Source organism: Streptomyces sp. NPDC040718, from assembly GCF_055593565.1.
Genome location: NZ_JBVIXO010000005.1, coordinates 236686 through 260157 on the forward strand (window position 1 = coordinate 236686; position 23472 = coordinate 260157).

Here is a 23472-nt window from a genome sequence, read left to right on the forward strand (position 1 = left end):
AAGTCGGGTGCGCGGGCGGGCGCGTCAGGCTTGGATTTCGATCCGGCTGTCGTCGCCGACCAGGAGCGTGCGGCGCACACCGGGTGCCTCCGTCACGGATGCCGCACGGCCGATGACCGACCCGTGCAGGCCCTTCACTCCGATGACGGACGCCTGGTCGAGGACGATCGAGTACGAGATCTGGGAATCGCGCATCGTGCAGTGGTCCCCGATGGAGGTGTAGGGACGGATGTGGCTGTCCTCGATGCGGGTGCCCGCGCCGATGACGGCGGGGCCCTCGACCCTCGACCGGATGATCCGCGCCCCGGGCCCCAGGGTGACGGGGCCGCTCACCTCACTGTCCCGGTCCACCTCGCCGCGCAGTTCGGTCCGCAGGCCCTCCAGGACGACCCGGTTGCAGTCCAGGACGTCCTCCACCCGCCCGTTGTCCTTGTAGACACCGGTGTAGACGGTGGCGTGGACCTCCGCGCCGCGGGTGAGGAGGAGCTGGATGGCGTCCGTGACCTCCAGTTCACCGCGACGGCTGGGCCTGATGGCCGCGATGGCGTCGTGGATGGCCGGGGTGAAGAAGTACACGCCGGTCATGACGAGGTCGCTGGCGGGGTTCTCCGGCTTCTCCTCGAGGCCCGTCACCGCGCCGTCGGCGTCGACCTCCACCACCCCGAAGGCCCGCGGGTCGCCGACCTTGCACACGACCAGGTGGGCCTCGGGACGGGTGGCCCGGAACGTGTCGGCCACGTGCGCGGCGCCCTCGGTGAGGACGCTGTCGCCGAGGTACAGGACGAAGTCGTCGTCCCCCAGGAAGTCGCGGGCGACGGCCACCGCGTGTGCCAGGCCGAGAGCCGCGTCCTGTCGGATGTAGGTGATCCGGAGCCCGAGCCGGGTTCCGTCCCCGATCCGCTCCTGGACGGCCGGGGCCCACTGGTTGACGATGATGCCGACGTCGGTGACGCCCATGGCCCGGATGTCTTCGAGTACGTACTCGAGCACGGGCTTGTTGGCGATCGGTACGAGCTGTTTGGGCATCGAGTGGGTCAGGGGGCGCAGCCGCGTCCCCGTACCGCCCGACAGGACAAGGGCCTTCATCCGAGTATCTCCTTCGGTCGCGTGCAACATGAGGGGAATTCGTTCCACACCTCATCCAGATGCACGTGTCCGGACGATAGGAAAACTATTCTTCGGAACTGCGGGAAGCACAAGAGGAATCCCGCTAACTTGCCTCTAAGTTTCGATTCAGATGCCTTAATGGAGACTTTATTAAGTGACCTGACTGGGTGTTTGCCCGGGCCATCGCCATCGCTTACGTTGTCCTTCATGGAAAAAATGAACACCGAATCGGGCGCAAATGGAACGTGCGCCGGTGTGCACTGCGGGGATTCCATCGCACCGAGCACGGACGGATCGCGGCTGTGCCCTTCCTGCCGGCAACGTCTGGCGGAGGGCCTCGCGCTCCTGCCCGAGCTGCACGCGGCCTGCGAGCAGGTGCTGGGGGGAGCGTCGCGGCTGCCCGGACATCAGAAGACGACGGGCGGCAGCACACGGAACATGCCGTTCAACACGGCGGCGGCCGACGTGCGGGCGGACATCCTCGCCGTCCTCGGCGCGTGGACCTCCCTGGTGGCGGAGGAACGGCCGGCCGCGGCGCCGCCACGAGAGGTGGCCGCACGCTCGGGCTTCCTGGTCCGGCACGTGGCCTGGATCGCCGCGCATGCGGCGGCCGGCGAGGCCGTGGAGGAGATATCGGGCCTGGTCCGCAGGGCTCGCAGGCTCAGTGGCGACACCTGGCACCGGGTCCGGGTGGGCGCCTGTGCGCAGGAGGGGTGCACGGGGGAGCTGACGGCGACGCTGCCCGTACCCGGCTCGGACCTCGTTCCGGAGGTGCGGTGCTCCGTGGAGGGCGCGCACCGTTGGCAGACCCGGGAGTGGGTGCGGCTGGGGCGGCGGGCCGGCGCCTCGGACGGCGACGGTCCCGCGGAGCGGTGGCTCCGGGCACCGGACATCTCGCGGCTGTGGGGGACCCCGGTGGGATCGGTGTACCGGCTCGCCGGCGAGAACCAGTGGCGGCGGCGCGAGGGCGGCGGCAGGGGCAAGCTGTACCACGCCGAGGACGTCGAGCGGACCTTCTCGCAGCGCGCGGCCAAGAAGTCCAGGGGCAGGAGCGCGCCGACGCCGGTGACCGCGCCGACGGCGTGACCGAACGGGACCCGGGCCGGCTCACCACGGTGAACCGGCCCGGGCCGGCGTTACGGTGTGTCTCAGGCCGCCCGGCCGAACCGCTCCAGGAGCGCGTCGAGCACGACCAGGACTTCCTTGCTCCGGCGGGCCGCCGGCTTGAACACGGTGAAGTTCTCGAAGTCCTCGGGGAGCGTGAGCTCGACGGCCGGCTCCACCGCGGCGACCTCCAGGTCCCCCAGGACAACGCGCAGGTGCGCGACCGCACGTACTCCGCCCTGCGCGCCGTAGCCGACGAAGCCGGCCGGCTTGCCGCCCCACTCGGCGCTGAGGTAGTCGACGGCGTTCTTGAGCACGCCCGGGATCGAGGCGTTGTACTCCGGGGTCACGAAGACGAAGCCGTCCAGCGAGCGGACCTTCTCGGCCCAGGCCTGCGTGTGCGCGTTGGCGTACGCGGTGGTCATGCGGGGCGGAACGGGCTCGTCGAAGTGCGGCAGGGCGAAGTCCGCGATGTCCACGACCTCGAAGACCGCCGCAGGACGTTCCGCGGCGATGCCCTGGACCCACTGGGCGACGGTTCCGGCCTTGTGACCCGGGCGGGTGGCGCCGACGATGATCCCGATCCGGGGTGCGTTCTCGGGCGAGGTTTCCATGGTGATCGTGCTGCCTTTCCTGTTGTCGGTTTCTTTCGGTGGGCGCGTGGGGTACGCGCCGTGGAAGCGGTGGCGGCCGTCAGCGGGCCGCGAGCTCCTCGAGCGGAGCGACGAATTCGGCCGGGCCGGGCATGGCGCCGATCTCCCGCGAGAGGTCTGCCGCGCGTTCGCGGTACCCGGTCCGCGTCAGCAGGTTCCGGCAGGCGGCGATCACGCTCGCCTCGGACTGCTGCTCCGGCATGAGCACCTCGGCCGCCCCCTGGTCCGCCAGGCGCGCCCAGGAGTCCCCGAAGGTGGGGAAGCTCGGCAGCACCAGCTGCGGCACCCCCGCGTGCAGCGCGGTCATGGCCGTGACCCCGCCACCGTGGTGCAGGACCACGTCGCAGGTGGGGGCGAGAACGTCCAGTGGGATCCAGCCGGTCCGCACGCCGGGGACCGCGGCACGCAGCTCGGCGGCCACCTCCTCGGGCGCGGGGACCACGATCTCGACGTCGAGGTCCTGGACGCTGCTCGCCAGGCTCCGGAGGAACTCCTGGCTCTCGGTGACGGCCACCCGGCTGCCGGAGGTGACGCACACCCGCGGCCGCTCGGGCCGGGTCAGCGTCCACGGCTCCAGCTTCTGCTGCATGTTCCCCGGGACCCAGCGGATCCCGCGGGCGCCGGCGTCCTCGGGTGCCCGCAGGCTCGGCGGGCAGACGTCGAGGAACAGATCGGGGCGCGGCAGCTCCTTCAGGCCCAGGGCGGCGAGCTCCGGCGCCAGTTCCTCGTCGGCGTGGCCGTCGATCACCTCTCCCGTCCGCAGGGTGTCCCAGGTCTGGCGGACGTGCGGGACGCCGAGGTGGGCGGAGAGCAGTCCCGTCACGTACGAACTGGTGCCGCCGACGACCAGGTCGGGACGCCAGTACCGGGTCAGCTCGAGCAGGTTGTCCAGCGTGTAGGCCGCCAGCCGGGCGAACCAGCTGCCGGCGAACCGGCGGTGCTCGGCGAGGGTCTGCGGCAGGGGCAGCACCGCTCCGGTCCGGTCGGTCGTCAGCAGGCTGCCCAGGGTGCGGTCGGTGACCGTGGTGAACGGAATCGCGAGCCGTTCGGCGACCGGCACCATCTCCTCCGTCGTGGCCATGATCACTTCATGGCCGGCGGACCGGACCGCCTGGGCGAGCGGTGCGAGCGCGAACAGCGTCGCGGAACTGGGTCCGGCGACGAACAGAACCTTCACAGTGAGCCTCCTGGTTCGGGCGCGGCCCGGCGCAGCGAACCTGCACCGGCCGTTCCCCTGCCGACGAATGCGACCCGCGCGAATCAACGATGGCGTTCGCCATGGACTCACGTGGACTCAACGGACCGGTGGAGTTCTCCGAGGCGTGCAATTGCGTTCTTCTGGCGCTGACCGGCCGCCTTTACCGGGAGTTCCGGGGCGGCACGGCAGGAGCTACGGTGAAGCCTTCCCGCTGGACCGGCGGCGATCAATGGCTGCAAAGTCAGAGCAATGTCAAAGTCCGTCAGAGGGTTGTGACGATAGGTCATGCCGCCTTGCTGCCCCGGAGGGCGAATGCCAGCCTGTGACGGCCCCATGGCTCCGTATTCGAAGTATTCCCGGCCGAAAGGCCTCCCCTGCGCAGGAGACCCATGTCCCGTCGTGCACACCGCTCCGTTCCCACCGCGGCCGATCCCGTTCCGTCCGATTCCGTCCGCCGGATCGTGCTGGACGCCGCCGGCACGCCCGTTTCGGGGCTGCTCGCCGAGCCGGAGCACGGCGCCCCCCGGGCGGTGGTGGTGGCGCTGCACGGCGGCGGGATGACCTCCGGGTACTTCCACAGCCAGGCCGCGGGCGGGCTGTCGCTGCTGACCCTGGGGGCGAGCCTGGGGCTGACCGTGCTCGCCGTCGACCGTCCCGGCTACGGGGCCTCGGCCCTGACCCATCCCGAGGGCCAGACCCTGGCCGAGCAGACCCTGACCCTGCGCGCCGCCCTCGACGACTTCTGCGACCGGTACGACACCGGCCGCGGCCTGCTCCTGCTCGCACACTCCTACGGCGGAAAGCTGGCGCTGACCAGCGCGGCCGACGACGCCGGGGGCCGCATCCTCGGTCTGGAGATCTCCGGTTGCGCGCGGGACTACACCATCGCCCCGGAGGCGGTCATCGACAAGGGCGGGCATGTCCGCTGGACGCGCAGCTGGGGGCCGCTGCGGCTGTATCCGCCCAGCACCTTCCGCCACAGCGGGAGCGTGGTCACCCCCATGCCGCCGCGCGAGCAGGAGGAACTCCCCCGCTGGCCCGGCCGTTTCCCCGGGATAGCCGCACGGGTCCGCGTCCCGGTCCGGCTGACCTTCGCGGAGCACGAGGCGATCTGGCGGCACGACGAGGAGGACCTGGCCGGGATCCGGTCACTGCTCGCGGCATCGAAGGTCGTCGTCGAGCGGCAGAGCGCCGCGGGGCACAACATCAGCCTCGGCTGGACCGCCCGCGCCTACCACCTGCGGGCCCTTGCCTTCCTCGAGGAGTGTCTGGCGGGGCACGAGGCAGCGGTCACGCCCTGCTGACCATGGAGAAGAAGCCCACCGGCATGTTCCGTTCCCTGTCCGTACGCAATTTCCGGCTGTTCACGGCCGGACAGGTGCTCTCCGCCACCGGCACCTGGATGATGATCATGGCCCAGGACTGGCTCGTCCTGTCGCTGACCGGCGATTCCGGCATCGCGCTCGGCACGGTCACGGCCCTCCAGTTCGCGCCGGTACTGCTGCTGACGCTGTACGGCGGCCGGCTCGCCGACCGGTACGACAAGCGCCGGCTGCTCATGGCGGCCAACCTGGCGTCCGGGGCCCTGGCCGGCCTCCTCAGCCTGCTCCAGCTGTGCGGCGCCCTCCAACTGTGGCACGTGTACCTGTTCACCCTCGGACTCGGCGTGGTCAACGCCGTCGAGATCCCCACCAGGATGTCCTTCGTCGGTGAACTGGTCGGTCCCGAGCTGCTCCCCAACGCCTCGGCACTGAGCGCCGCGTACTTCAACGTGGCACGCATCACCGCCCCGGCGGTGGGGGGCCTGCTCATCGCGTCGGCGGGCGTCGGCCCGGTCATGCTGCTCAACGCCGTCAGTTATCTGGCCACGGTCGTCGCGCTGCGGCGGATGCGGCCGTCGGAGTACCGCGTGGTGGCGCGACGGCCGGATCGCCCCCGGGTCGTCGACGGGCTGCGGTATGCCAGGAGCAGCCCGGACCTGCTGCTCGTCCTGGCGCTGGTGGCCGTGGTCAGCCTGTTCGGGCTGAACTTCCAGCTCACCCTGCCCCTGATGGCCAAGACCGTGTTCCACACGGACGCCACCACCTTCGGGCTGCTGACCACGGCGTTCGCCGTGGGCTCGCTGCTCGCCGCGCTCGCCACCACCGCGCGCCGCGGCCGGCCGTCCAGCGGCACCGTGATCTTCACGGCGTTCGTCTTCGGACTTCTCACGGCAGCCGCCGGCTGGGCTCCGGGCCCGCTCTCCGCCGCTCTGCTCCTGGCGCTCACGGGCTTCAGCGCCAGCTACTTCGCCCAGGCGGCGAACCACCGCGTACAGCTCGGCAGCGCTCCCCAGTACCGAGGCCGGGTCATGGCCCTCTACACACTGGTACTGCAGGGATCCACGCCGTTCGGCGCCCTCCTCGTCGGCTGGCTCTCGCAGTGGCTCGGGGCCCGGTCCGGGCTCGTCCTGGGCGGTCTGGCGTCACTGGTCGCGGCGGTGGCCGCGTACGCCGTGCAGCGCGCGCGGGACCGGCGTGCGCAGCCCGTGCCGCTGTCCGCCTCTCCGCCCTCACCCGCGTGAGGCGCGGGTCGCCGGGGCCGGCCCGGACCGCGTACCGAGGTCCCGGCCGGCGGGTGTCAGCGGCCTCCGAACTGAAAGCCGACACCCCGGACGGTGAGGATCCACTCGCTGCTGCCGAGCTTGCTGCGGAGGCTGCTCACGTGCGTGTCGATGGTGCGGCGGGACCACGTGTCGCCCCAGACCTGCTGCATGATCTCCTTCCGCAGCAGAACGGCCTCCGGGCGGGACGCGAGGAGATGGAGCAGATCGAATTCCTTGGGGGTGACGTCGATCCGGCGGTCGCCCACGGTGACCTGCCGGGTGGCCCGGTCGATGCACAGGGTTCCACGGCGGATGACCGGGGACGCGGCGGAACGGACCTGGACCACCCGTCTCATCACGGCGTCTATGCGCGCCATCAGTTCCAGGAAGCCGTAGGGCTTCACCAAGTAGTCGTCGGCGCCCGCCCGCAGGCCGAGGACGCGGTCGAGTTCGCTCCCCCGGGCGGTGAGGGCGATCAAGGGGATGGTGCTGTCGGAGCGGAGGCGCCGGCATACCTCGAGACCGTCCAGATCGGGCAGTTCCAGGTCGAGCAGCAGCAGGTCCGCGTCCACGTACTCACGCAGTGCGGCGTCGCCGCTGCGCACCCAGGTGGGCTCGTGCCCGTGCCGTCGCAGGACGTGCATCAGGTCCTCCGCCTCCGAGGCGTCGCTCTCGGCGACCAGTACCCGCCAGGCGGCGGGTGCCACGGGTACGACACCGCGGTGGGTCAGTGTGTCCGTCACCGACGCTCACCCGCCCACGGGCTGCGGGTCGCAGAGGCGAAGCCCCACGCCCCGCACGGTTTCGATCAGGTCGGGTTTCCCCAGTTTCCTGCGCAGGTTGCAGACGTGGACCCCGAGGGTACGCACGTCACCCGCTCCGTCGTGTCCCCATACACGCGTCATGATCCGGTCGCGGCTCACCACCTCGCCCGATTCGGATACCAGGAGGGAGAGCAGGTCGAATTCCTTCCGGGTCAGACTGACCGCGCGCCCCTCGACCGCAACGGCCCGCCGGGTCATGTCGATGCGCACGCCGGACAGTTCGAGCACGTGCCGCCGGCGGGGGCTTCGCTCCTGGTACCCGGAGGCACGGCGGACCACTGCCTGGATCCGGGCGACGAGCTCACGGGGCGCGTACGGCTTCAGGACGTAGTCGTCCGCGCCCATCTTCAGGCCCAGCACGCGCTCGAACTCATCCCCCCGGCTGCTGACGATGATGACGGGCACCGGAGATTGCGACCTGATGGCTCTGCAGAGTTCGAACCCGTCCACGCCGGGAAGCGAAACATCGAGGAGTATCGCGTCCACGGAGTTGGAGAGATGAAGAGCCGGCAGCCAGGAGTTCACGAATTCCACCCGAAATCCGTGACCGGAAAGATCTCCACTGAGTTCCTCTGCCGATTCTGGACAATCGTCTACGATCAAGATACGCACGAGCTTTAGCCTGGAATCCTTCTGTTGCAGCGGCTTCGACCACTGACGACCCATGGGGATTCGGGAAGGCGGCAGCCGCCGAAGACACCTGAGAGAACACCGGCGGCAGGACCGCATCCGGCCGATCACTGCAACAGGTCCTTCGCCTTCGTCGGATTCCCCCGAATCGCCAACTGAAAAGCGTTTCCTGTTCTGACGCTGAAGCCCCCACTCTTCGCACGGTTCCGCAGATGAAGAATCCGAAAAGGGCGCCGCGCGGCAACGGCCTGCGGGCGCGCCAACGAGGCCCGACGACGTGGGCCGGCATACACCTGGCGACGGCACCGGACGCACCAAACCCCCGGGCGACTCCATCGTCCCCGTGACCATACTTCCGGTATGCGGAAATTATCTTCTGACTAGTGAAAGAAACATAACCGGCCACTAGAGGACCGGTCAAGTCTGAATCCAGCAAGTACCGCATACAGGAAGGGGGTTACCGAATTCCGGAGGGCGGGTCGGCAGCGGGAACGGCCAGGCGCAGCCCGGGGATACGGGCGAACAGCGAGCTCAGCGCGATCTCCATTTCGGCCCGCGCCAGGTTCTGCCCCAGGCACTGGTGGACTCCGAAGCCGAAGGCCAGGTGCTGGCGCTGCCCCCGGCGCACGTCGAACAGATCGGGATCGGGGAAGACGGCGGGGTCTCGGTTGATCGTCGACGTGGCGAAAAGCAGGCCGTCTCCGGCCCGGACCGTCTCCCCGGCGATCTCGATGTCCCCGGTGGCCACGCGGGGCACCAGGTCCGCGATGGCCGTGTACCGCAGCAGCTCCTCGACCGTCTCCGCCACCGCCTCCGGTTCCGCGCGGAACCGGGCCAGCTGATCGGGGTGTTCGAGGAGCGTGAAGGCGCCCAGGGAAAGCATGTTGGCCGTGGTCTCGTGTCCGGCCACGAGCAGGACCATGATGAGCGTGGCCAGGTCCCAACGGTTGATCAGCCCGGGCTTCAGCTGCTCCTCGACCAGTTCGTCGAGGAGCCCGTCACCGGGAGCCGTCTCCTTCTCGACGATCAGCTTGTCCAGGTACTCGCGCAGCCTCCCCCTGGCGTCGTGCACGTCCTCGGCGAGCGGTCCGCGCAGCATCCGTCGCGACTGCTCCTCGAAGAACGCGTGCTCCTCGTAGGGCACACCGAGCAGTTGGCAGATCACCCTCGACGGGACCGCCAGCGCGAACGCGGGCACCAGGTCGGCCCCCGGGCCCTTCTCCAGCATCTCGTCCAGCAGTTCGTCGACCACTGCCTGGATGCCCGGCCGCATCCCGGCGACCCGCTTGAGCGAGAAGGCCGGGATCAGCATCCGGCGGTTCGGCCCGTGCTCCGGCTCGTCCACCCCTAGCAGCGGATTGCGCACCCGGCGGACGAACTCCGCCGCGTACTCCGCCAGGATCGGGAAATCGGGATTCTGTCGGTCGCACGAAATCCGCGGATCGGTCATCAGCGTCCGCGCCTCCTCGTGCCCGGACACCAGCCACACCAGCCGCCCGTCGTACAACGCCACCTTGGTCAGCGGCCCCTTTGCCGCCATCTCCCGGTATCCGGCGGGCGGGTCGTACGGGCACGTACGGTCCATGGGGAAACTGGGAACTTGCGACTCAGGGGTCTTCAAGGAATCCGACAACGGTCCACCTCCGTAATTCTCGCACCGGCCCGCCCGACCTCTTGGTCCGAGGTCGCGCGGGCCGCCGCCAAACTGGTCGCGCCCGGTGGAACACTACAGGCCCTCTCCGGCAGTTGATCCCCTCCGGCAATTCCCGCCGGCTCGGCCGACTCGGGTCCATGAAGAGCAGGGTCGTGCGCTCATTCGGACGGTACCGGCGTCCGGTATTTCGTCGTGCGCCCGACAGAATGGGAGCACGCACTCCGAGGTGAATCCGGAAATCGGACGCGCCGTGCGAATATCCGGATCTCAGTCCTCGGAGACGGTGACCGCCCGCACCGGACAGCTACGGGCCGCCTCGCGCACCAACGGGTCCCCGCCCCCGTGCTCCATGCCCGGGAGCAACACGGAGAACCCGTCGTCGTCTTGCGTGAATACTCCGGGCGCCGTCAACACGCACTGTCCGGCGCCGATACACGTGTCGTTGTCGATGGTGATGCGCACACTCTCTCCTTCGCGAAACAATGATCTGGGCAGCGGACAGTGCTCAGCCGGTGCCCGGGTGGGTTCAAGGGGTCGCCGCGGCACCTGACCACGAAGACGGCACGCGGGAAGAGGAGCCTGACGGCATGTCAGGCGACGCGTGCCGACACGGCCGCCGGCCCGTCGGGTGGAGCGAGGCTTCCGGGTGGAGACGACGGGGCGGGCGGGGGGCCGCGACCACGGTCCGGTCGCGCAGGGTGAGGCGGAGCTGATGGCCCGGCCTCCGACAACGCCCAGGCTGGTCGCCAAACGGGCGGCTGCGGCACGGCACCGACCGTGCGGGCGTCGAACAACAGCACCACACCACACGGACCACCCGAGTGTACAGGAGCGCGTTGGACGCCGTCGTCCGCGAACGGGGCCTCCCCGGGGGCGATTTGGGCGATGCCGCCGACAACCGCTCTCGGAAGCCTTCCCTGGACGGGGAACCGGGTGACGGCGCCGATGCGCTGCAGGGCGTGCAGGTACGCACCGGGCGTCCAAGCGGCCCGGCACCCGTTTCGGCGTACGCGGGGTGGACGCACCATCGCAGTCCTCGTGGTCGCCGGGCTCCGGACCGAAGGCGTTTCCGGTTGCTCGGTCACGGTGTCAGGGGCGACGGGGACGACGGGGGCACGATCGGCCGGCGAGCGGTCACGTCGTTTCGCCGGGCGTACCGAGCGGCTTCCGACCGGTTCGCCACGCCGAGTTTGCGCAGCACGGCGGCGACGTGGTGCTCCACGGTGCGCCGCGACAAGAACAGTTCGTCGGCGATCTCGGCGTTTCGGAGTCCGTCGGCCAAGAGGGCGAGCACCTCCTGCTCGCGCGTGCTCAGCCCGTCCGGGCCGGCACCGCGGGACGGCCGTCTGGGGATGTCGCGCACCCCGAGCCGACGCAGGCGGCGGGCCGTGATGTCACGCATCGGGCGTGCTCCCAGGCGGTCGAAGGCCGCGAGTGCCTCGCGCAGCATTCCCTCGTCCGCGGTGTCGGCGAGCGCGAGCGCGGCCTCGTAGGGGCAGCCGATCTCCTGCCATCGCTCTGCCGAATCGCGCGGGCGGCCCGAGAGCTGGAGCCGGTACGGTTCTGCTGCCCGCGCCGGGACTGAGGCCGGTCCGTCGGCGCGCGATAGCCAGTAGGCCAGCTCGCCGAGGAGCCACGGCTCGCCCTGCGCCGCGGCGGCGGGCAGGGCCGGGGTGGCCACCGTGCGTACCTCGTCGAGGTCGCCGGTGTACGCCGCGGCTTCCGCCAGCGCCGGCGTGGATCCGATGATCCAGCCGACGACCGGCTCGGCCGTGACCATGACCGAACGCACCCGGGTCAGCAGGGGTCGGGGATCGGCGTCCCCCCGGCGTGACCGCAGCCGGCCCAGCACCACCATGGCGATCATCCTGCGCCCGTCGTCCACGCCCGCCGTACGCAGCACCTCCGAGGCGAGCGCCTCGGCCTCGTCCCACCGTCCCTGGTCGAGCAGCGCCCGCGACCGGAAGGCGCGCAGCCACTGGCGCCACACCTCCTGCCCGCGTTCTTCGGTGAAGGAGAGGGCCTCCCCGTACCACCGCTCGGCCTCGCGGTACCAGCGGCGGGTCACGCAGACCAGCTGGAGCCAGAAGTAGCCGAGGCCGGCCTGATCGTGTGCGGATGCCCCGCGTGCCAGTCGGACGCTCTCCCCGATCAGGTCGAGGCCGGCCGGGTCGCCGTCCTGGGCGCGGCCGATGCCGATGGGCAGCAGCGCGAGCGCCCGTTCCAGCGGTCCGGTGCCTTCGCCGGCCATCGCGAGGAGCCGCTCGCCCCACGCGACCGCGTCGGCGTTGCGGAACGCCATTGCGGAGAGCTTGCCGCGGATGGCGCAGGCGAGTGCGTACTCGGGCCCTGGTGGCTGCCCCGCCAGCAGTGCGAGTGCCTCGTCGCACGCCTTCTCGCCGAGCGGGATCTCCCGGGCCAGGTGCGCGGCGGTGATCGCCAGCCCGACCAGCGCCCCGCCCCGCCTGCGGTCGTCGCCGACCTCTCGCCACGCCTCGACGGCCTCCTGCCGGGCGCGCAGGGCGCCGTCGAGGTCATCGGCGAGATGGCACTGCCGGCCGAGTTCCTCCAGGAGCCCGGCCCGGTCCGCGTCCGGGCCGCCCGGGAACGCTCGGAGTGCACGGCGGAGGTGTGCCGCGGCCTCCGTGTGGGCCCCGAGCGTGGATGCCCGTTGTGCCGCGAGGGGTGCGTAGGCGAGCACGGCGGCCCGGTCGTCGGCACGCTCCGCGTGATCGGCGAGCCGCGCCGGTTCCACCTCGCCGGGCGGTCGTGCCCCGAGTACCGCCAGTGCCCGCCGGTGCAGGGCCGCCGCGCGTCCCGGTGGGATCGCCTCCAGGACCGCAACACGGACCAGCTCGTGGCGGAACGTGACCGCACCGTCATCGGCGGCGACCAACCCGCGGTCCACGCAGGCGTCGAGGTCGTCGGCCGCCCGGCCCGAAACCGCCTCGACCAGCCATGGGGCTGCCCGGGTCCCGAGACAGGCGAGGGCGTCGAGCGCCTCCCGCGCACCGGGCTCCAGGCGGGCGGCGCGGGCGAGCACCGCGTCCCGGACCGTGGAGGGAACGGTGGCCCGGCCATCCCCCAGGACCTGGGTCACGAAGAACGCGTTGCCGCCCGTGCGGCGGTACAGCTCGGCCGGATCGACGTCCGTTCCCGCCGCGAGCCGTGCCACGGCCGCCTCGGACAGCATCGGCACGGTCAGCCGGCGTACGACGGGAAGGGCCGCGAGGTCCCCGGCCAGGACTCGCAGGGGGTGGCGTGACCCCACTTCGTCCTGCCGGTAGACCACGACGAGCATGGCCGGGCAGGTCTCGATGCGGCGGCCCAGGAATCGCAGCAGGTCCAGCGTTGCCTCGTCGGCCCAGTGCGCGTCGTCGAGCACCACGAGGGTGGGGTCTGCGCCGCCGCGCAACTCGTCGAGCATCAGTCGGCGTGCCTCCACCGGATCGGCCGGGCCGGTGAGCTTCTGCCGCAGCGGTGGCGACAGGCTGGGGGCCATGTCGCGCAGCGGACCGAACGCAAGCGGCGTGGCGAGGGGTTCGCAGCTGCCACGGAGCAGGCGCACGTCACCCAGCCTCCGGCCGAACTCCTCGACCAGGACGGTCTTGCCCGCCCCCGCGTCACCGCCGACGAGAACGAGCCGTCCGGTGCCGACGCATGCCTCACCCCACCAGCGGGTCAGCGACACGATCTCGCCGTCCCGTTCCTCGAGCGTGCAGGGGCCGACCGTCACCTTGTCCATGGTAGGCAGGCTTCCGCCACGAGGTTGGGTATCGACTACCGATGTCCTCGGCCGGCCCGGCTGCGCATGCTGCGTCATGACCGAAGCAACGGAACGCAGCGGCGGAGGCAGTCATGGACGACTACGACGTGATCATTGTCGGCGCGAGCATCGCGGGCTGCACGGCGGCCACGGCGTACGGCCGGGCCGGGCTGCGCGTGGCACTCGTCGAACGGCATCGCAGCCCCCGGGCGCACAAGACGCTGTGCGGCCACTTCGTGCTGGGCGGCACGCACGACGTCCTGGAGCGACTGGATTTCTGGCAGCCCATGGTCACGCACGGCGCGGCCGTGACGAGCGGACTCGGCGTGTGGACGGAGCACGGCTGGATCGTCCCGCGGCCGGACAGTGCGGTTCCGCCGGCGATCAGCCTGCGCCGCAGCAAGCTGGACCCTCTGCTGCGGGAGATCGCCGCTGCTGCTCCGGGCGTGGACCTCATGCCGGGACACCGCGTCGTCGGCCTCCTCCAGGACGATGCCGGCGGCGTACGCGGTGTGGTCGCCGCGAACGGCGAGGCCGAGCGCACCGAGCTCCGCGCCCGCCTGGTCGTCGGCGCGGACGGCCACCACTCCACCGTCGCCCGACTCGCGGAGGTCCCCGAGGACCACGCCCCGAACGAGCGCTTCCTGTTCTGGACGTACTACGAGGGAGCGACGATGAACGGCCCCGGCGACGGCCAGGTCTGGCCCGTGGGCCGGGACGTCGCCGTCTGCATCCGTGTCGACGACGGGCTCACCCAGGTGGGTGTCTTCCCGGCGAAGGACCGACTGCCTGAGTTCGCCGCCGAGCGGCAGGGCGCGTTCGACCGGTTCGTCAGGTGCCTGCCGGACGGGCCCTCCCTCGTCGGCGCCCGGCAGGTGTCGAACCTCATCGGCACCACCGACTACCCGTGCATACGCCGGGACCCCGTACCGCGGCCCGGGCTGGCCCTGATCGGCGACGCGGCCACCGCTTCGGACCCGGTTCCGGCCGTGGGCTGCGGCTGGGCCTTCCGCAGTGCCGCCTGGCTGGCCGACGCGACCGCCGAGCCCTTGGCCCAGGGCCGGGACCTGCACCGCGCGCTGCGCGGCTACCGCCGGGCACACCGGTTCATCGACGCGTACGACGCCATGGGCCGGCGGGAAGCACTCGCCAGGCCACCCGGCTCGCTCCAGCGGGCGATCCGCACGGCAGCCGTGTCCGACCCGGACATCTCCCGTCGGCTCGCGGCGTTCGCGATGCGGGCAGCACCCCCATCGGTACTGCTGAACCCCAGGGTCATGATCCGGGCCGCGGTCGGCTCGTGGGCGCCCGGCCGGCGGGGACGGCGCCCCGCTGCCCCCGCTCGGCAACCCGCGGGACCTCGCTGACAGCGACTGCGTGCGGCCGTTCCCGGCGGGCATCCGCCCGTTCCCCGGCGCGTGCCGGCGCAGGGTCCACGCAGCGGACGTGTCCGGCCGATCATGATCGGGCTCTTCACGAGGCCCGGGACGGCGGCGTACGGAATGATGGGACTGAGAAGCATGTGCCATGGCCGCTCGCCGCAGGACTGTCGCGAGCCCGCTGGAGATCCTGATGCTGACCACCCCTGTATGCCGCCTTCTCGGTATCGATGCCCCGATCGTCTGCGCGCCCTTCGGCCCCTGGGACGAGGTCGGTCTCGCGGCCGCGGTGTGCCGGGCCGGTGGGCTCGGCAGCCTCGGCACGGCGGTGCGGCCCCTCCCGGAACTGCGGGAGCAGTGGGCTCGGCTGCGGCGGCTGACGGACCGGCCGTTCGCGATCAACCACACGAGCCGCCCCCTCGACGAGGAAGCGTTCCAGGCGACGATCGAGGAGCGACCGGCAGCGATCTCTTTCCACTTGGCGGTGCCGCCCGACCTGATCACCCGGGCCCACGATGCCGGCATCCTCTGGATCCAGCAGGTTTCCAGCCGCGGTCAGGCCGACGAGGCTCTCCGGGCCGGAGCGGATGTGATCGTCGCGCAGGGCGGCGAGGCCGGTGGGCAGGGCGGGGACGTCGGCACGATGGTGATGGTCCCCGATGTGGTCGACATGGCGGGCGAGGTACCCGTACTCGCGGCCGGCGGGATCGCCGACGGCCGTGGCCTGGCCGCGGCACTCGCCCTGGGCGCCCAGGGTGTGCTGATGGGGACGCGGTTCCTCGCATCGGAGGAGATGAGTGTGTCCCAGGCCTGGAAGAGCCGGATCGTCGAGTCCGCCGCCTCGGACGCGGTGAAGGCCCTGGGCAGCGAGCGGATCCTGCCGCCGTTCAACCTCCCCCGCAGTGCGGGGGTGCCGCGCTGCCTTCGCACCCCCCTGGTGGACGCCCTGCGCGAGCACCCTGAACAGGTGGACCCCGCGGAGACCGTGCCTCGCGTGATGGCCGCGATCCTCGGCGGCGGCGGCGAGGAGTACCTCCCCTTCACCGGCCAGTCGACCGCCCTCGTGCACGAGATCCTGCCCGCCGGCGAGATCGTCCGCCGGACCGTGAGGGAAGCCGAGGCGGCGCTGGCGGCAGCGGCCCACGCCATCGGCCCAGGGCCGTGACGGCCCTCAGCCCCCGAGACGTGGAAGCTCTGACCGCCCTCGACGGCACCGCCCAGGCGCAGCTCGTCGTACGAAGGCTGCGCGCCGCCGGGCTCGTCATCCTCGGCGAGACCGCCGGCCGCCGGGCCGCCGGGACCGTTCGCCGACCAGGCCTCGGCGGACACGAGCGGGCCCGCGGCGAGAGCGGCGGCCACGACCGGCGCGGCGGAGCTGTAACGCAAGGTCGAACGCACTTCGGCTCCTTCAAAAGGCACGTGAAACGAACAGGAGCAGTCCCCGGCAGCCGGGCACCGTGACGGCGCCGCCGGGCACCGGCGCGCGGGCACGCTCGGGTACCCGGGCGCCGGGTCGGGGTCAGAGGCCGCAGGTGTGCAGGGGGTGACGCGGGGGGCTGGTGACGCCCGGCCCGGTCAGCGCGTGCGAGGGGCCATTCTCACCCGTCCGGTCGGTGGTACACACAGGACTTGGTCCCGGTAGCGGGACGACGTCGTCGCGGAACTCGGCTTCGAACACCTCCGACGGCACGGCCTGCGCCACACCGGACCGACCTGGTTCGCCGACGCCGACGTGCCGCCCACGTCATGCGCGAGCCGGCCACGGCTCACTGACCACCGCTCAGCGCTACCTGCACCCCGACGCCGGCCAGTTCACCGCAGCCGCTGCCGCGCTGACTGCGCACCTCGTGGTGCTCCGTGCACCTCGTTCGCTGCCCGTCGCGGCCGTCACCGCAATCTGACCCGCACTGCGCGCCCTGGTCCCCCGCAGGTCCCCAAAAACGATCAAGGGGCCGTTCTGGATTGCTCCAAAACGGCCCCTTGATCTGCGACTCTTTCGAGTCGGGACGACAGGATTTGAACCTGCGACCCCTTGACCCCCAGTCAAGTGCGCTACCAAGCTGCGCCACGTCCCGATGCCTGCTGACCTGGGGTTTCCCCTGGCCTGACCGGCACGAGAACAATACCGCACTTCCGGGGCTGGTCGCGCGCACCTTTCCGCGGGCGGGTGCGGCGGCGCGGTCGCGGGGGCGGGGTTGACCTCAAGCCTGCTTGAGGTTGCACGGTTGCCGCATGACACAGGCATCCGCGGACACCGGGCTCCGCTACGAGGATCTGGACCGGCTGATCGCGCTCATGACCGGGGCCGAGAAGCACGGGCCCGCCGCCACTTCCACCCTCGACGTGCTGTGGGTGCTCTACGACCGGGTGCTGCGCGTCGGGCCCGGGAGCGCGCGGGACCCCGGGCGGGACCGGTTCCTGCTGTCCAAGGGGCACGGGCCGATGGCCTACTACGCCGTGCTCGCAGCCAAGGGGTTCTTCCCCGTCGACTGGCTGCCCGGATTCGGGGCGTACGACTCCCCGCTCGGCCACCACCCCGACCGCACCCTGATCCCCGGTGTGGAGATCGCCAGCGGCTCCCTCGGGCACGGGCTGCCGCTCGCCGTCGGCAGTGCGCTCGGGCTGCGGGCCCAGGGGCTGGACGAGGCCGACGTGTGGGTGCTGATCGGGGACGCCGAGCTCGACGAGGGCAGCAACCACGAGGCCATCGCCCACGCCGGCTCGGCCGGGCTGGAGGCGCTGCACACCGTGGTGATCGACAACGACTCGGCCACCCACGGCTGGCCCGGGGGGATCGCCTCCCGCTTCGAGGCGGCCGGCTGGAGCGCCGTCACCGTGGACGGGCGGGACCACGCGGCGCTGCACGCCGCCTTCACCACACCGCATCCGGGCCGGCCGCACGCCGTCGTCGCCCGCGTCGAGAAGAAGTTCTGAGGGGGAAGGGCCATGGACGTCATGGACACCATGCGGGAGCGGTTCATCTCGGTCACGTCGCGGCTGCTCGACGAGGACCCCCGGCTGGCGCTCGTGCTCGCCGAGATCTCCATGGACGGGTTCCGGCCCGCCCGGGAGCGGCACCCGGACCGGGTGATCAACGTCGGGATCCGGGAGCAGCTGCTCGTAGGAGTGGGCGGCGGGCTGGCGCTCACCGGGCTGCGGCCCGTGCTGCACACCTTCGCCAGCTTCCTCGTCGAGCGGCCGTTCGAGCAGGTCAAGCTGGACTTCGGGCACCAGGGCACGGGCGGGGTGCTGGTCAGCGCCAGTGCCAGCTACGACTGGCCGGCCGGCGGGTTCACCCACATGTCGCCCGGCGACGTGGCGCTGCTCGACACCCTCGACGGCTGGACCGTCCACGTGCCCGGCCACCCGGACGAGGCCGAGGCGCTGCTGCGCCACGCCTACGCCGCCGGGGACGACCGGGTGTACGTGCGGCTCTCCCAGCAGTCGAACGCCGCGCCGCGCCCCCTGGGCGACCTGCGCTTCCAGACCGTACGGGAGGGGCGCGCGGGGGTGGTGCTCGCCGTCGGGCCGCTGCTCGACAACGTCCTCGCGGCGACCGAGGGGCTCGACGTCACCGTCCTGTACGCGGCCACGGTGCGCCCCTTCGACGACGCTGCCCTGCGCGCCGCAGCCGGACGGGCCGCGGCCGACGTCGTACTGGTCGAGCCGTACCTCGCCGGCACCTCGGCGGCGGCCGCCGGGCAGGCCCTCGTGGAGGTCCCCCACCGGGTGCTGCCGCTGGGCGTCGGGCGCGCCGAGCTGCGCCGCTACGGGACGATCGACGAGCACACCGCCGCCCACGGCCTGGACGCGGGCTCCCTGCGGCAGCGGATCACCGCCTTCCTGCGCTGATCACCCCCGGCGGTCCGGCCGGGCGTGCAGCAGCTCGGCCAGCTCGGCGGCGAGCGCCTTGACCGTCGCGAGGCCCTGCGTCCCCCACCGCCTCGGCACCACGTCCACCGCGCACACGGTGCCGAGGACGAAGCCGCGCCGGTCGGTGAGGGGCGCCCCGAGGTAGGAGCGCACCCCGCTCTCGTCGACGACCGCGTTGCCCGCGAAGCGCGCGAAGTCGCGTACGTCCTCCAGCACCAGGGCCCGCCGCCGCACCACCACGTGCGGGCAGTAGCCGTGGTCCCGGGGCAGCACCCGGGCCGGGTAGCCGCTCGCGGCGGCGTCCGGGCCGTGGTGCAGGCCCGCGAAGAACTGCCGTTCCTCGCCGACGAAGTTGACGCCCGCGTACGGCGCCTCCAGCGTCCGGGCCACCCGGCGTGCGAAGTCGTCGAGTTCCGGGTCCTCCCGTTCGCCGAGGTCCATCTCGCGCAGCCGGACGGCCCGCGCGGGTGCCTCCCGGTCCACCGGGGTGAGCAGCAGGTGGCCGGTCGATTCGTAGTAGGTCATGGCGGTTCCCCCGGATCCGAATGTGGTGGGCGGCCCTGCCGGGCCGTGGACAGCAGGTGGTGTACGAGGGCGGCCAGGGTCCCCGTACCGGAGCGGCTCAGCCGGGCGTCGCACCGGACGACGGGTACGTCCGGGCCCAGGCCGACGGCGTCGCGGACCTCCTGGGAGGTGTAGCGGTGGCCGCCGTCGAACTCGTTGACGGCGACGACGAAGCCGATCCCGCGCCGCTCGAAGAAGTCCACGGCGGGGAAGCAGTCGGCGAGGCGGCGGGTGTCGGCGAGGACCACCGCGCCGAGCGCTCCCGCGCACAGCTCCTCCCACAGGAACCAGAAGCGCTCCTGGCCGGGCGTGCCGAAGAGGTACAGGACGTGCCGGTCGTCCAGGGTGAGGCGCCCGAAGTCCAGGGCGACCGTCGTCGCCGTCTTCGCCGTCACCCCGTCGAGCCGGTCGGAGCCCTCGCCGAGTCCGCTCAGGAGCTCCTCCGTGCAGAGCGGTTCGATCTCGCTGACCGCGCCCACGAAGGTGGTCTTGCCCGCCCCGAAGCCGCCCGCGACGAGGATCTTCAAGGTCGCTGGCAGGGCCGGGGCGGCCACCTCACAGCCTTCGGCGTAGGCCATCGAGCACCGCCCGGAGCAGGGAGAGGTCGTCGGCGGCGAAGGAACCGCCGCCGTTCGGGAAGCGGGGGGACTGCGCCATGACGGCCCCGTACTCCATCAGGTCGGACAGCAGCACCTTCACCACCACGGCCGGGAGCCGCAGCTGCCCGGCCACCTCGGCGACCGTGACCGCCGCCGCGCCCGCGCACGCGCGCAGGACGAGGGTGTGCTCGGCTCCGAGGGGGATGCCGGGGCGGACGCCGGTGGCGGTCATCCGGGACAGCAGGTCGAGCGCGACGGCGGGGCGGGTGCGGCCGCCGCAGGCCGTGTACGGGCGCATGACCCGGCCGGCGGAATCGTCCAGCCAGGGCGTGTCCCGGGCCGTGGGAAAGCCGGCCTGCGGGAAGCCGTGGACCCCCCTCGCCCAGGCCCTCATCGCTCCGCGTCGGCGACGGGCCGGCGCGGCGGGGCCGCCAGGTAGGGCCGTACGCTCTTGACCAGCATCGCCATCTCGTAGCCGAGGACGCCGGCGTCGGCCTCCCGGTCCGCGAGCACCGCCAGGCAGGTGCCGGAGCCTGCCGCCGAGACGAAGACGAGGGCGGTGTCGAGCTCCACGACCACCTGCCGGACCTCGGCCCCGTCCCCGAAGCGGGCTCCGGCGCTGCGGCCGAGGGAGTACAGGCCGGAGGCGAGGGCGGCCATGTGGTCGGCGCTGTCGGAGTCCAGGCCGTGTACGCAGGTGACGAGTCCGTCGGCGGTGAGCAGTACCGCGCTGCGGGTGTAGGGCACCCGTTGGACCAGCCCGCTGAGCAGCCAGTCGAGATCGGAGAGGCTGCCTGTCTTCGTCGCCAGTTCGCCGGCCATGGGGGTGTGCTCCTTGCTGGGGTTCATGCCTGCTCGTCCGACTGGGCGAGGCCGAAGCCCCGCTGGAAGGCCGCCATCAGGCCGGGGTCGTGCACGGGCTGTTCGGTTTCGTCGGCCCGCCGGGGGGCGGGGGCCTCGCGGAGCTGCGGCGCGAGGTGCTGCTGGGCGCGGCGCCGGGGCAGGGGCGGCCGGGCTCCCTCGGGTGCGGGGCCCTGCGGTGGGATCCGGTGCGGCAGGGGGGCGGGGGCGGGTGTACGGGTCCCGGGCGCGGGGCCGGGGTCCGGCTGCGGTTGGGCGGCGCGTACGGCCGCCCAGCCCTGCGCGGGACCGGGCCGCGTGTCCGGAGCCGGTTCCGGGGCTCCCGGGCCCAGCGGCCGGGCCGGCTCCAGGGCCGGACCCGGGTCGGTGCCGGTGTCCAGGGGCCAGGCCGGGTCCGGTACCGGGTCCGGGTCGTGCTCGGCGGCGGGGCCCCAGGCCCAGACCGACCCGCCCGGGCCCCGAGTCAGGGCCGGTCCGAGTTCGGGAGCACCGGTGCGGTGGGGTTCCGCACCCCGGCCGAGGTCCGCTTGCGGGACCGGGGCCGACTCCGGGGCGGGGGCCGGGGCCCAGGCCGCCGGCGGACCGCCGGGCCGTTCGGAGCCCCGGGCCGGGGCCGGGGCCGGAGGCGGCAGGGCCGGGGCCGGGGCGAGGACGCCGTCCAGTCCCCCGGCCGGCGCCGGGCGGGCGGCCGGGGCCGCTTCCACGGCTGGAGCGGACGCCGGGGCCGGGGCGGACGCCGGGGCCGAAGCGGACGCCGGGGCCACAGCGGACGCCGGGGCGGACGCCGGAGCCGGGGCGGAAACCTGGAGGGGTAGGGACGCCTGGGTCGGGCCGTCTTCCGGTGCCTGCCAGAAGGCCCGGGTGGTTTCCGTGCCCGGCACCGGGCCGCGGGCGCCGCCCGTCCCCGCCGGATCCGGGCCCCCGTACGGAGCGGACCCCGCGACCGGGGCCGCGTACGGCATCGGCGCCCGGACCGGGTCTGGGTCGGGTCCCGGGCCCGCGGCGGGCCCGGGCACCGGGACACCGGCACCGCCCGCGAGCCGGCCAGGAGCCTCGTACGGCGCCCGGACGGAGGCCGGCTCCGGGGCCCCGTACGGCGTCGGCGCGGGGTACGCGGGCCGGGCCGGTTCCGGGGCCGGGCCCGGCAGCGGGGGCCGTACCGCGGGGGTCAGGGGCTCCCGCCGGGCGGCGGGGGGCGGCGGCGCGGGGCGGGCCGTGTCCGGCCAGGAGACGGTGCCCCACGAGGTGGCCCGCGAGCCGCCGGCGGCGTCGGCCGCGCCCGGGGCCTCCGCACCCAGCAGACCCTGGGGCAGCACCAGCACGGCGAGGACCCCGCCGTAGATGTTGGACTTCAGCTCGACGGCGATCCCGTGCCGCCGGGCCAGCGCCGAGACCACGTACAGCCCGATCCGCCCGTCGGCCAGCAGGTGCCGGACGCTCACCTGGTCGGGATCACCGAGCAGGGTGTTCATCCGGTGCTGCTCCTCCGCCGGCATGCCCAGCCCGCGGTCCTCCACCTCGACCGCGATGCCGGCCGTGACCCGCTCGGCCCGCACCACCACGTCCGTGTCGGGGGCGGAGAACACCGTGGCGTTCTCCACGAGTTCGGCCAGCAGGTGCACCACGTCGGCGACGGCGTGGCCCCGGACGGTGCCGCCCGCGGGGGGCACCACCTTGACCCGCGTGTACTGCTCGACCTCGGCGACCGAGGACCGCAGCACCTCGCTCAGGTCGATCGGCCGGGTCCACTGGCGTCGGGACGCGGCCCCGCCCAGCACCGCGAGGTTCTCGGCGTGCCGGCGGATCCGGGTGGCGAGGTGGTCGACGTGGAAGAGCTCCTTCAGCAGCTCGGGGTCCTCGACGGTGTCCTCCAGCCCGTCGAGCAGTGAGATCTCGCGGTGCACGAGCGACTGGAGCCGGCGCGCGAGGTTGACGAAGACCTCCACCTTGCGGTCGCTGTCGGTCGGCGCGGGCGGCAGGGCCAGCCGCACGAGGGTCGTCTGCGCCTGCTCCCGGGCGCCCCGCAACTCCTGTGCGAGCAGCCAGAATTCGTCCACTCCGGCCTGGTCGCCCTCCGGCGGCGCGCCGCCCCGGTCCCCGCGCACGGGCCGGACGGCGCCCTCCCCGCGTTCGATCCGCTCGGCGGCGGTCCGCAGCTCCTCGCGCCCGCGCACGCTGGAGCGGCGCAGTGCTTCGCAGCGGTCCCGAACGGCCTTGGCTGCGCGCTGGGCCCCGAGCAGGGCGGCGGCGAGCGCTCCGACGGCGAGCAGGGCGCAGCCCGCGAGCACCGGCCACAGCCGGTCGTCACGCGACCCGGAGCCGCCGCCGAGGTGGAGGGTGAACATGACCGCGGCCGCGCCGCTGAGCCCGGCGGCGAGCGTGGGCAGTACGGCGGCGCGGACCAGCTGGGGGCGTATCTGCCGGCCCGGTCCCTTGACGGCGTGTCTCGACGGGGAGTGGCGGGCGGCGCGGAGTCCGGACATCGGCGTCCTCGTTACGTGGGGCCCGGCCCCCAGCGAGTCGCGGGGCCCGGTGTTGATCACCGGATACCCACGCTAGACCGCACGATCCCGCAGCTGTTGCCCAGTTGGGGAACTTCACCGGGGTGCTTCCCGCTCCCGATGGAGCGCTCGCACGACAGCCCGAATGCGCCGGGAGCGCGTACTCCCGCACGGC

21 protein-coding genes and 1 tRNA gene are annotated in these 23472 nt (G+C 72.7%); 8 read left to right on the plus strand and 14 right to left on the minus strand.

All coding sequences use genetic code 11. The features are described from left to right. Positions 1-24 precede the first annotated feature (24 nt). Positions 25-1086, minus strand: a complete 1062-nt coding sequence (locus ACZ597_RS15285; RefSeq protein ID WP_471329371.1) for a glucose-1-phosphate thymidylyltransferase — start codon at positions 1084-1086, stop codon at positions 25-27. A gap of 459 nt (positions 1087-1545) precedes the next feature. Between ACZ597_RS15285 and ACZ597_RS15290 the strand changes: the two genes are divergently transcribed. Continuing rightward, complete coding sequence (locus ACZ597_RS15290; protein WP_471329375.1) at positions 1546-2193, plus strand: hypothetical protein; 648 nt, start codon at positions 1546-1548, stop codon at positions 2191-2193. Between the two features lie 62 nt (positions 2194-2255). Here ACZ597_RS15290 and ACZ597_RS15295 read toward each other — a convergent pair whose 3' ends face one another. Next, on the minus strand, positions 2256-2825 hold the full coding sequence (locus tag ACZ597_RS15295) for an NADPH-dependent FMN reductase (RefSeq protein WP_471329377.1): 570 nt from the start codon (positions 2823-2825) through the stop codon (positions 2256-2258). A 79-nt stretch (positions 2826-2904) separates the two neighbouring features. Then, entirely contained in the window at positions 2905-4041 is a 1137-nt protein-coding gene (locus tag ACZ597_RS15300; protein WP_471329380.1) for a nucleotide disphospho-sugar-binding domain-containing protein, read from the minus strand. A gap of 410 nt (positions 4042-4451) precedes the next feature. Between ACZ597_RS15300 and ACZ597_RS15305 the strand changes: the two genes are divergently transcribed. Then, the gene (locus tag ACZ597_RS15305; protein ID WP_471329382.1) at positions 4452-5366 is read left to right on the plus strand and encodes an alpha/beta hydrolase; all 915 of its coding nucleotides are present in this window, start codon (positions 4452-4454) and stop codon (positions 5364-5366) included. Between the two features lie 2 nt (positions 5367-5368). Further along, the gene (locus ACZ597_RS15310; RefSeq protein ID WP_471329385.1) at positions 5369-6625 is read left to right on the plus strand and encodes an MFS transporter; all 1257 of its coding nucleotides are present in this window, start codon (positions 5369-5371) and stop codon (positions 6623-6625) included. A 56-nt stretch (positions 6626-6681) separates the two neighbouring features. On the opposite strand, the gene ACZ597_RS15315 is transcribed toward ACZ597_RS15310, so the two are convergent. The 5 genes from ACZ597_RS15315 to ACZ597_RS15335 all read right to left on the minus strand — a co-directional run bounded on the left by ACZ597_RS15315 (position 6682) and on the right by ACZ597_RS15335 (position 13499). Beyond that, complete coding sequence (locus ACZ597_RS15315) at positions 6682-7389, minus strand: response regulator transcription factor (RefSeq protein ID WP_471329388.1); 708 nt, start codon at positions 7387-7389, stop codon at positions 6682-6684. A gap of 6 nt (positions 7390-7395) precedes the next feature. Next, positions 7396-8451, minus strand: a complete 1056-nt coding sequence (locus tag ACZ597_RS15320) for a response regulator transcription factor (RefSeq protein ID WP_471329389.1) — start codon at positions 8449-8451, stop codon at positions 7396-7398. A 106-nt stretch (positions 8452-8557) separates the two neighbouring features. After that, positions 8558-9685 carry a cytochrome P450 gene (locus ACZ597_RS15325; RefSeq protein WP_471329392.1) on the minus strand — a complete coding sequence of 376 codons (1128 nt, stop codon included), beginning with the start codon at positions 9683-9685 and terminating at the stop codon, positions 8558-8560. Positions 9686-10021: 336 nt separating this feature from the next. Next, a complete protein-coding gene (locus ACZ597_RS15330; RefSeq protein WP_471329395.1) occupies positions 10022-10216 on the minus strand; it encodes a ferredoxin in 195 nt (64 codons plus the stop codon). Positions 10217-10835: 619 nt separating this feature from the next. Next, positions 10836-13499, minus strand: coding sequence for an ATP-binding protein (locus ACZ597_RS15335; RefSeq protein WP_471329398.1), 2664 nt, complete (start codon positions 13497-13499; stop codon positions 10836-10838). A gap of 113 nt (positions 13500-13612) precedes the next feature. Between ACZ597_RS15335 and ACZ597_RS15340 the strand changes: the two genes are divergently transcribed. From ACZ597_RS15340 to ACZ597_RS15350, 3 genes are all read left to right on the plus strand, one after another. Continuing rightward, the gene (locus ACZ597_RS15340) at positions 13613-14887 is read left to right on the plus strand and encodes an FAD-dependent oxidoreductase (RefSeq protein ID WP_471329401.1); all 1275 of its coding nucleotides are present in this window, start codon (positions 13613-13615) and stop codon (positions 14885-14887) included. A 160-nt stretch (positions 14888-15047) separates the two neighbouring features. Beyond that, positions 15048-16064, plus strand: coding sequence for an NAD(P)H-dependent flavin oxidoreductase (locus tag ACZ597_RS15345; protein ID WP_471329403.1), 1017 nt, complete (start codon positions 15048-15050; stop codon positions 16062-16064). Between the two features lie 20 nt (positions 16065-16084). Beyond that, positions 16085-16360, plus strand: a complete 276-nt coding sequence (locus ACZ597_RS15350; RefSeq protein WP_471329406.1) for a hypothetical protein — start codon at positions 16085-16087, stop codon at positions 16358-16360. Between the two features lie 540 nt (positions 16361-16900). Here the strand turns inward: ACZ597_RS15350 and ACZ597_RS15355 are convergent. Next, positions 16901-16974, minus strand: a tRNA-Pro gene (locus ACZ597_RS15355). Positions 16975-17131: 157 nt separating this feature from the next. Between ACZ597_RS15355 and ACZ597_RS15360 the strand changes: the two genes are divergently transcribed. Together ACZ597_RS15360 and ACZ597_RS15365 are read left to right on the plus strand one after the other, a co-directional pair. After that, the gene (locus ACZ597_RS15360; protein ID WP_471329408.1) at positions 17132-17833 is read left to right on the plus strand and encodes a transketolase; all 702 of its coding nucleotides are present in this window, start codon (positions 17132-17134) and stop codon (positions 17831-17833) included. 21 nt (positions 17834-17854) lie between these two features. After that, complete coding sequence (locus ACZ597_RS15365; protein WP_471330103.1) at positions 17855-18751, plus strand: transketolase family protein; 897 nt, start codon at positions 17855-17857, stop codon at positions 18749-18751. Here the strand turns inward: ACZ597_RS15365 and ACZ597_RS15370 are convergent, their stop codons facing one another. The 5 genes from ACZ597_RS15370 to ACZ597_RS15390 are packed head-to-tail and all read right to left on the minus strand — an operon-like array spanning position 18752 to position 23279. Beyond that, positions 18752-19297 carry a GAF domain-containing protein gene (locus ACZ597_RS15370; protein WP_471329410.1) on the minus strand — a complete coding sequence of 182 codons (546 nt, stop codon included), beginning with the start codon at positions 19295-19297 and terminating at the stop codon, positions 18752-18754. It lies immediately after the preceding gene. After that, positions 19294-19914: a GTP-binding protein gene (locus ACZ597_RS15375; protein WP_471329413.1), complete on the minus strand. Its 621-nt coding sequence runs from the start codon at positions 19912-19914 to the stop codon at positions 19294-19296. Before ACZ597_RS15375 ends, ACZ597_RS15370 begins: the two co-directional genes overlap by 4 nt. After that, entirely contained in the window at positions 19892-20329 is a 438-nt protein-coding gene (locus tag ACZ597_RS15380) for a DUF742 domain-containing protein (RefSeq protein ID WP_471329416.1), read from the minus strand. Before ACZ597_RS15380 ends, ACZ597_RS15375 begins: the two co-directional genes overlap by 23 nt. Further along, positions 20326-20757, minus strand: a complete 432-nt coding sequence (locus tag ACZ597_RS15385) for a roadblock/LC7 domain-containing protein (RefSeq protein ID WP_007267614.1) — start codon at positions 20755-20757, stop codon at positions 20326-20328. The genes ACZ597_RS15380 and ACZ597_RS15385 overlap by 4 nt, the downstream gene beginning before the upstream one ends. A gap of 23 nt (positions 20758-20780) precedes the next feature. Beyond that, positions 20781-23279: a sensor histidine kinase gene (locus tag ACZ597_RS15390; protein WP_471329418.1), complete on the minus strand. Its 2499-nt coding sequence runs from the start codon at positions 23277-23279 to the stop codon at positions 20781-20783. Positions 23280-23472 lie beyond the last annotated feature (193 nt).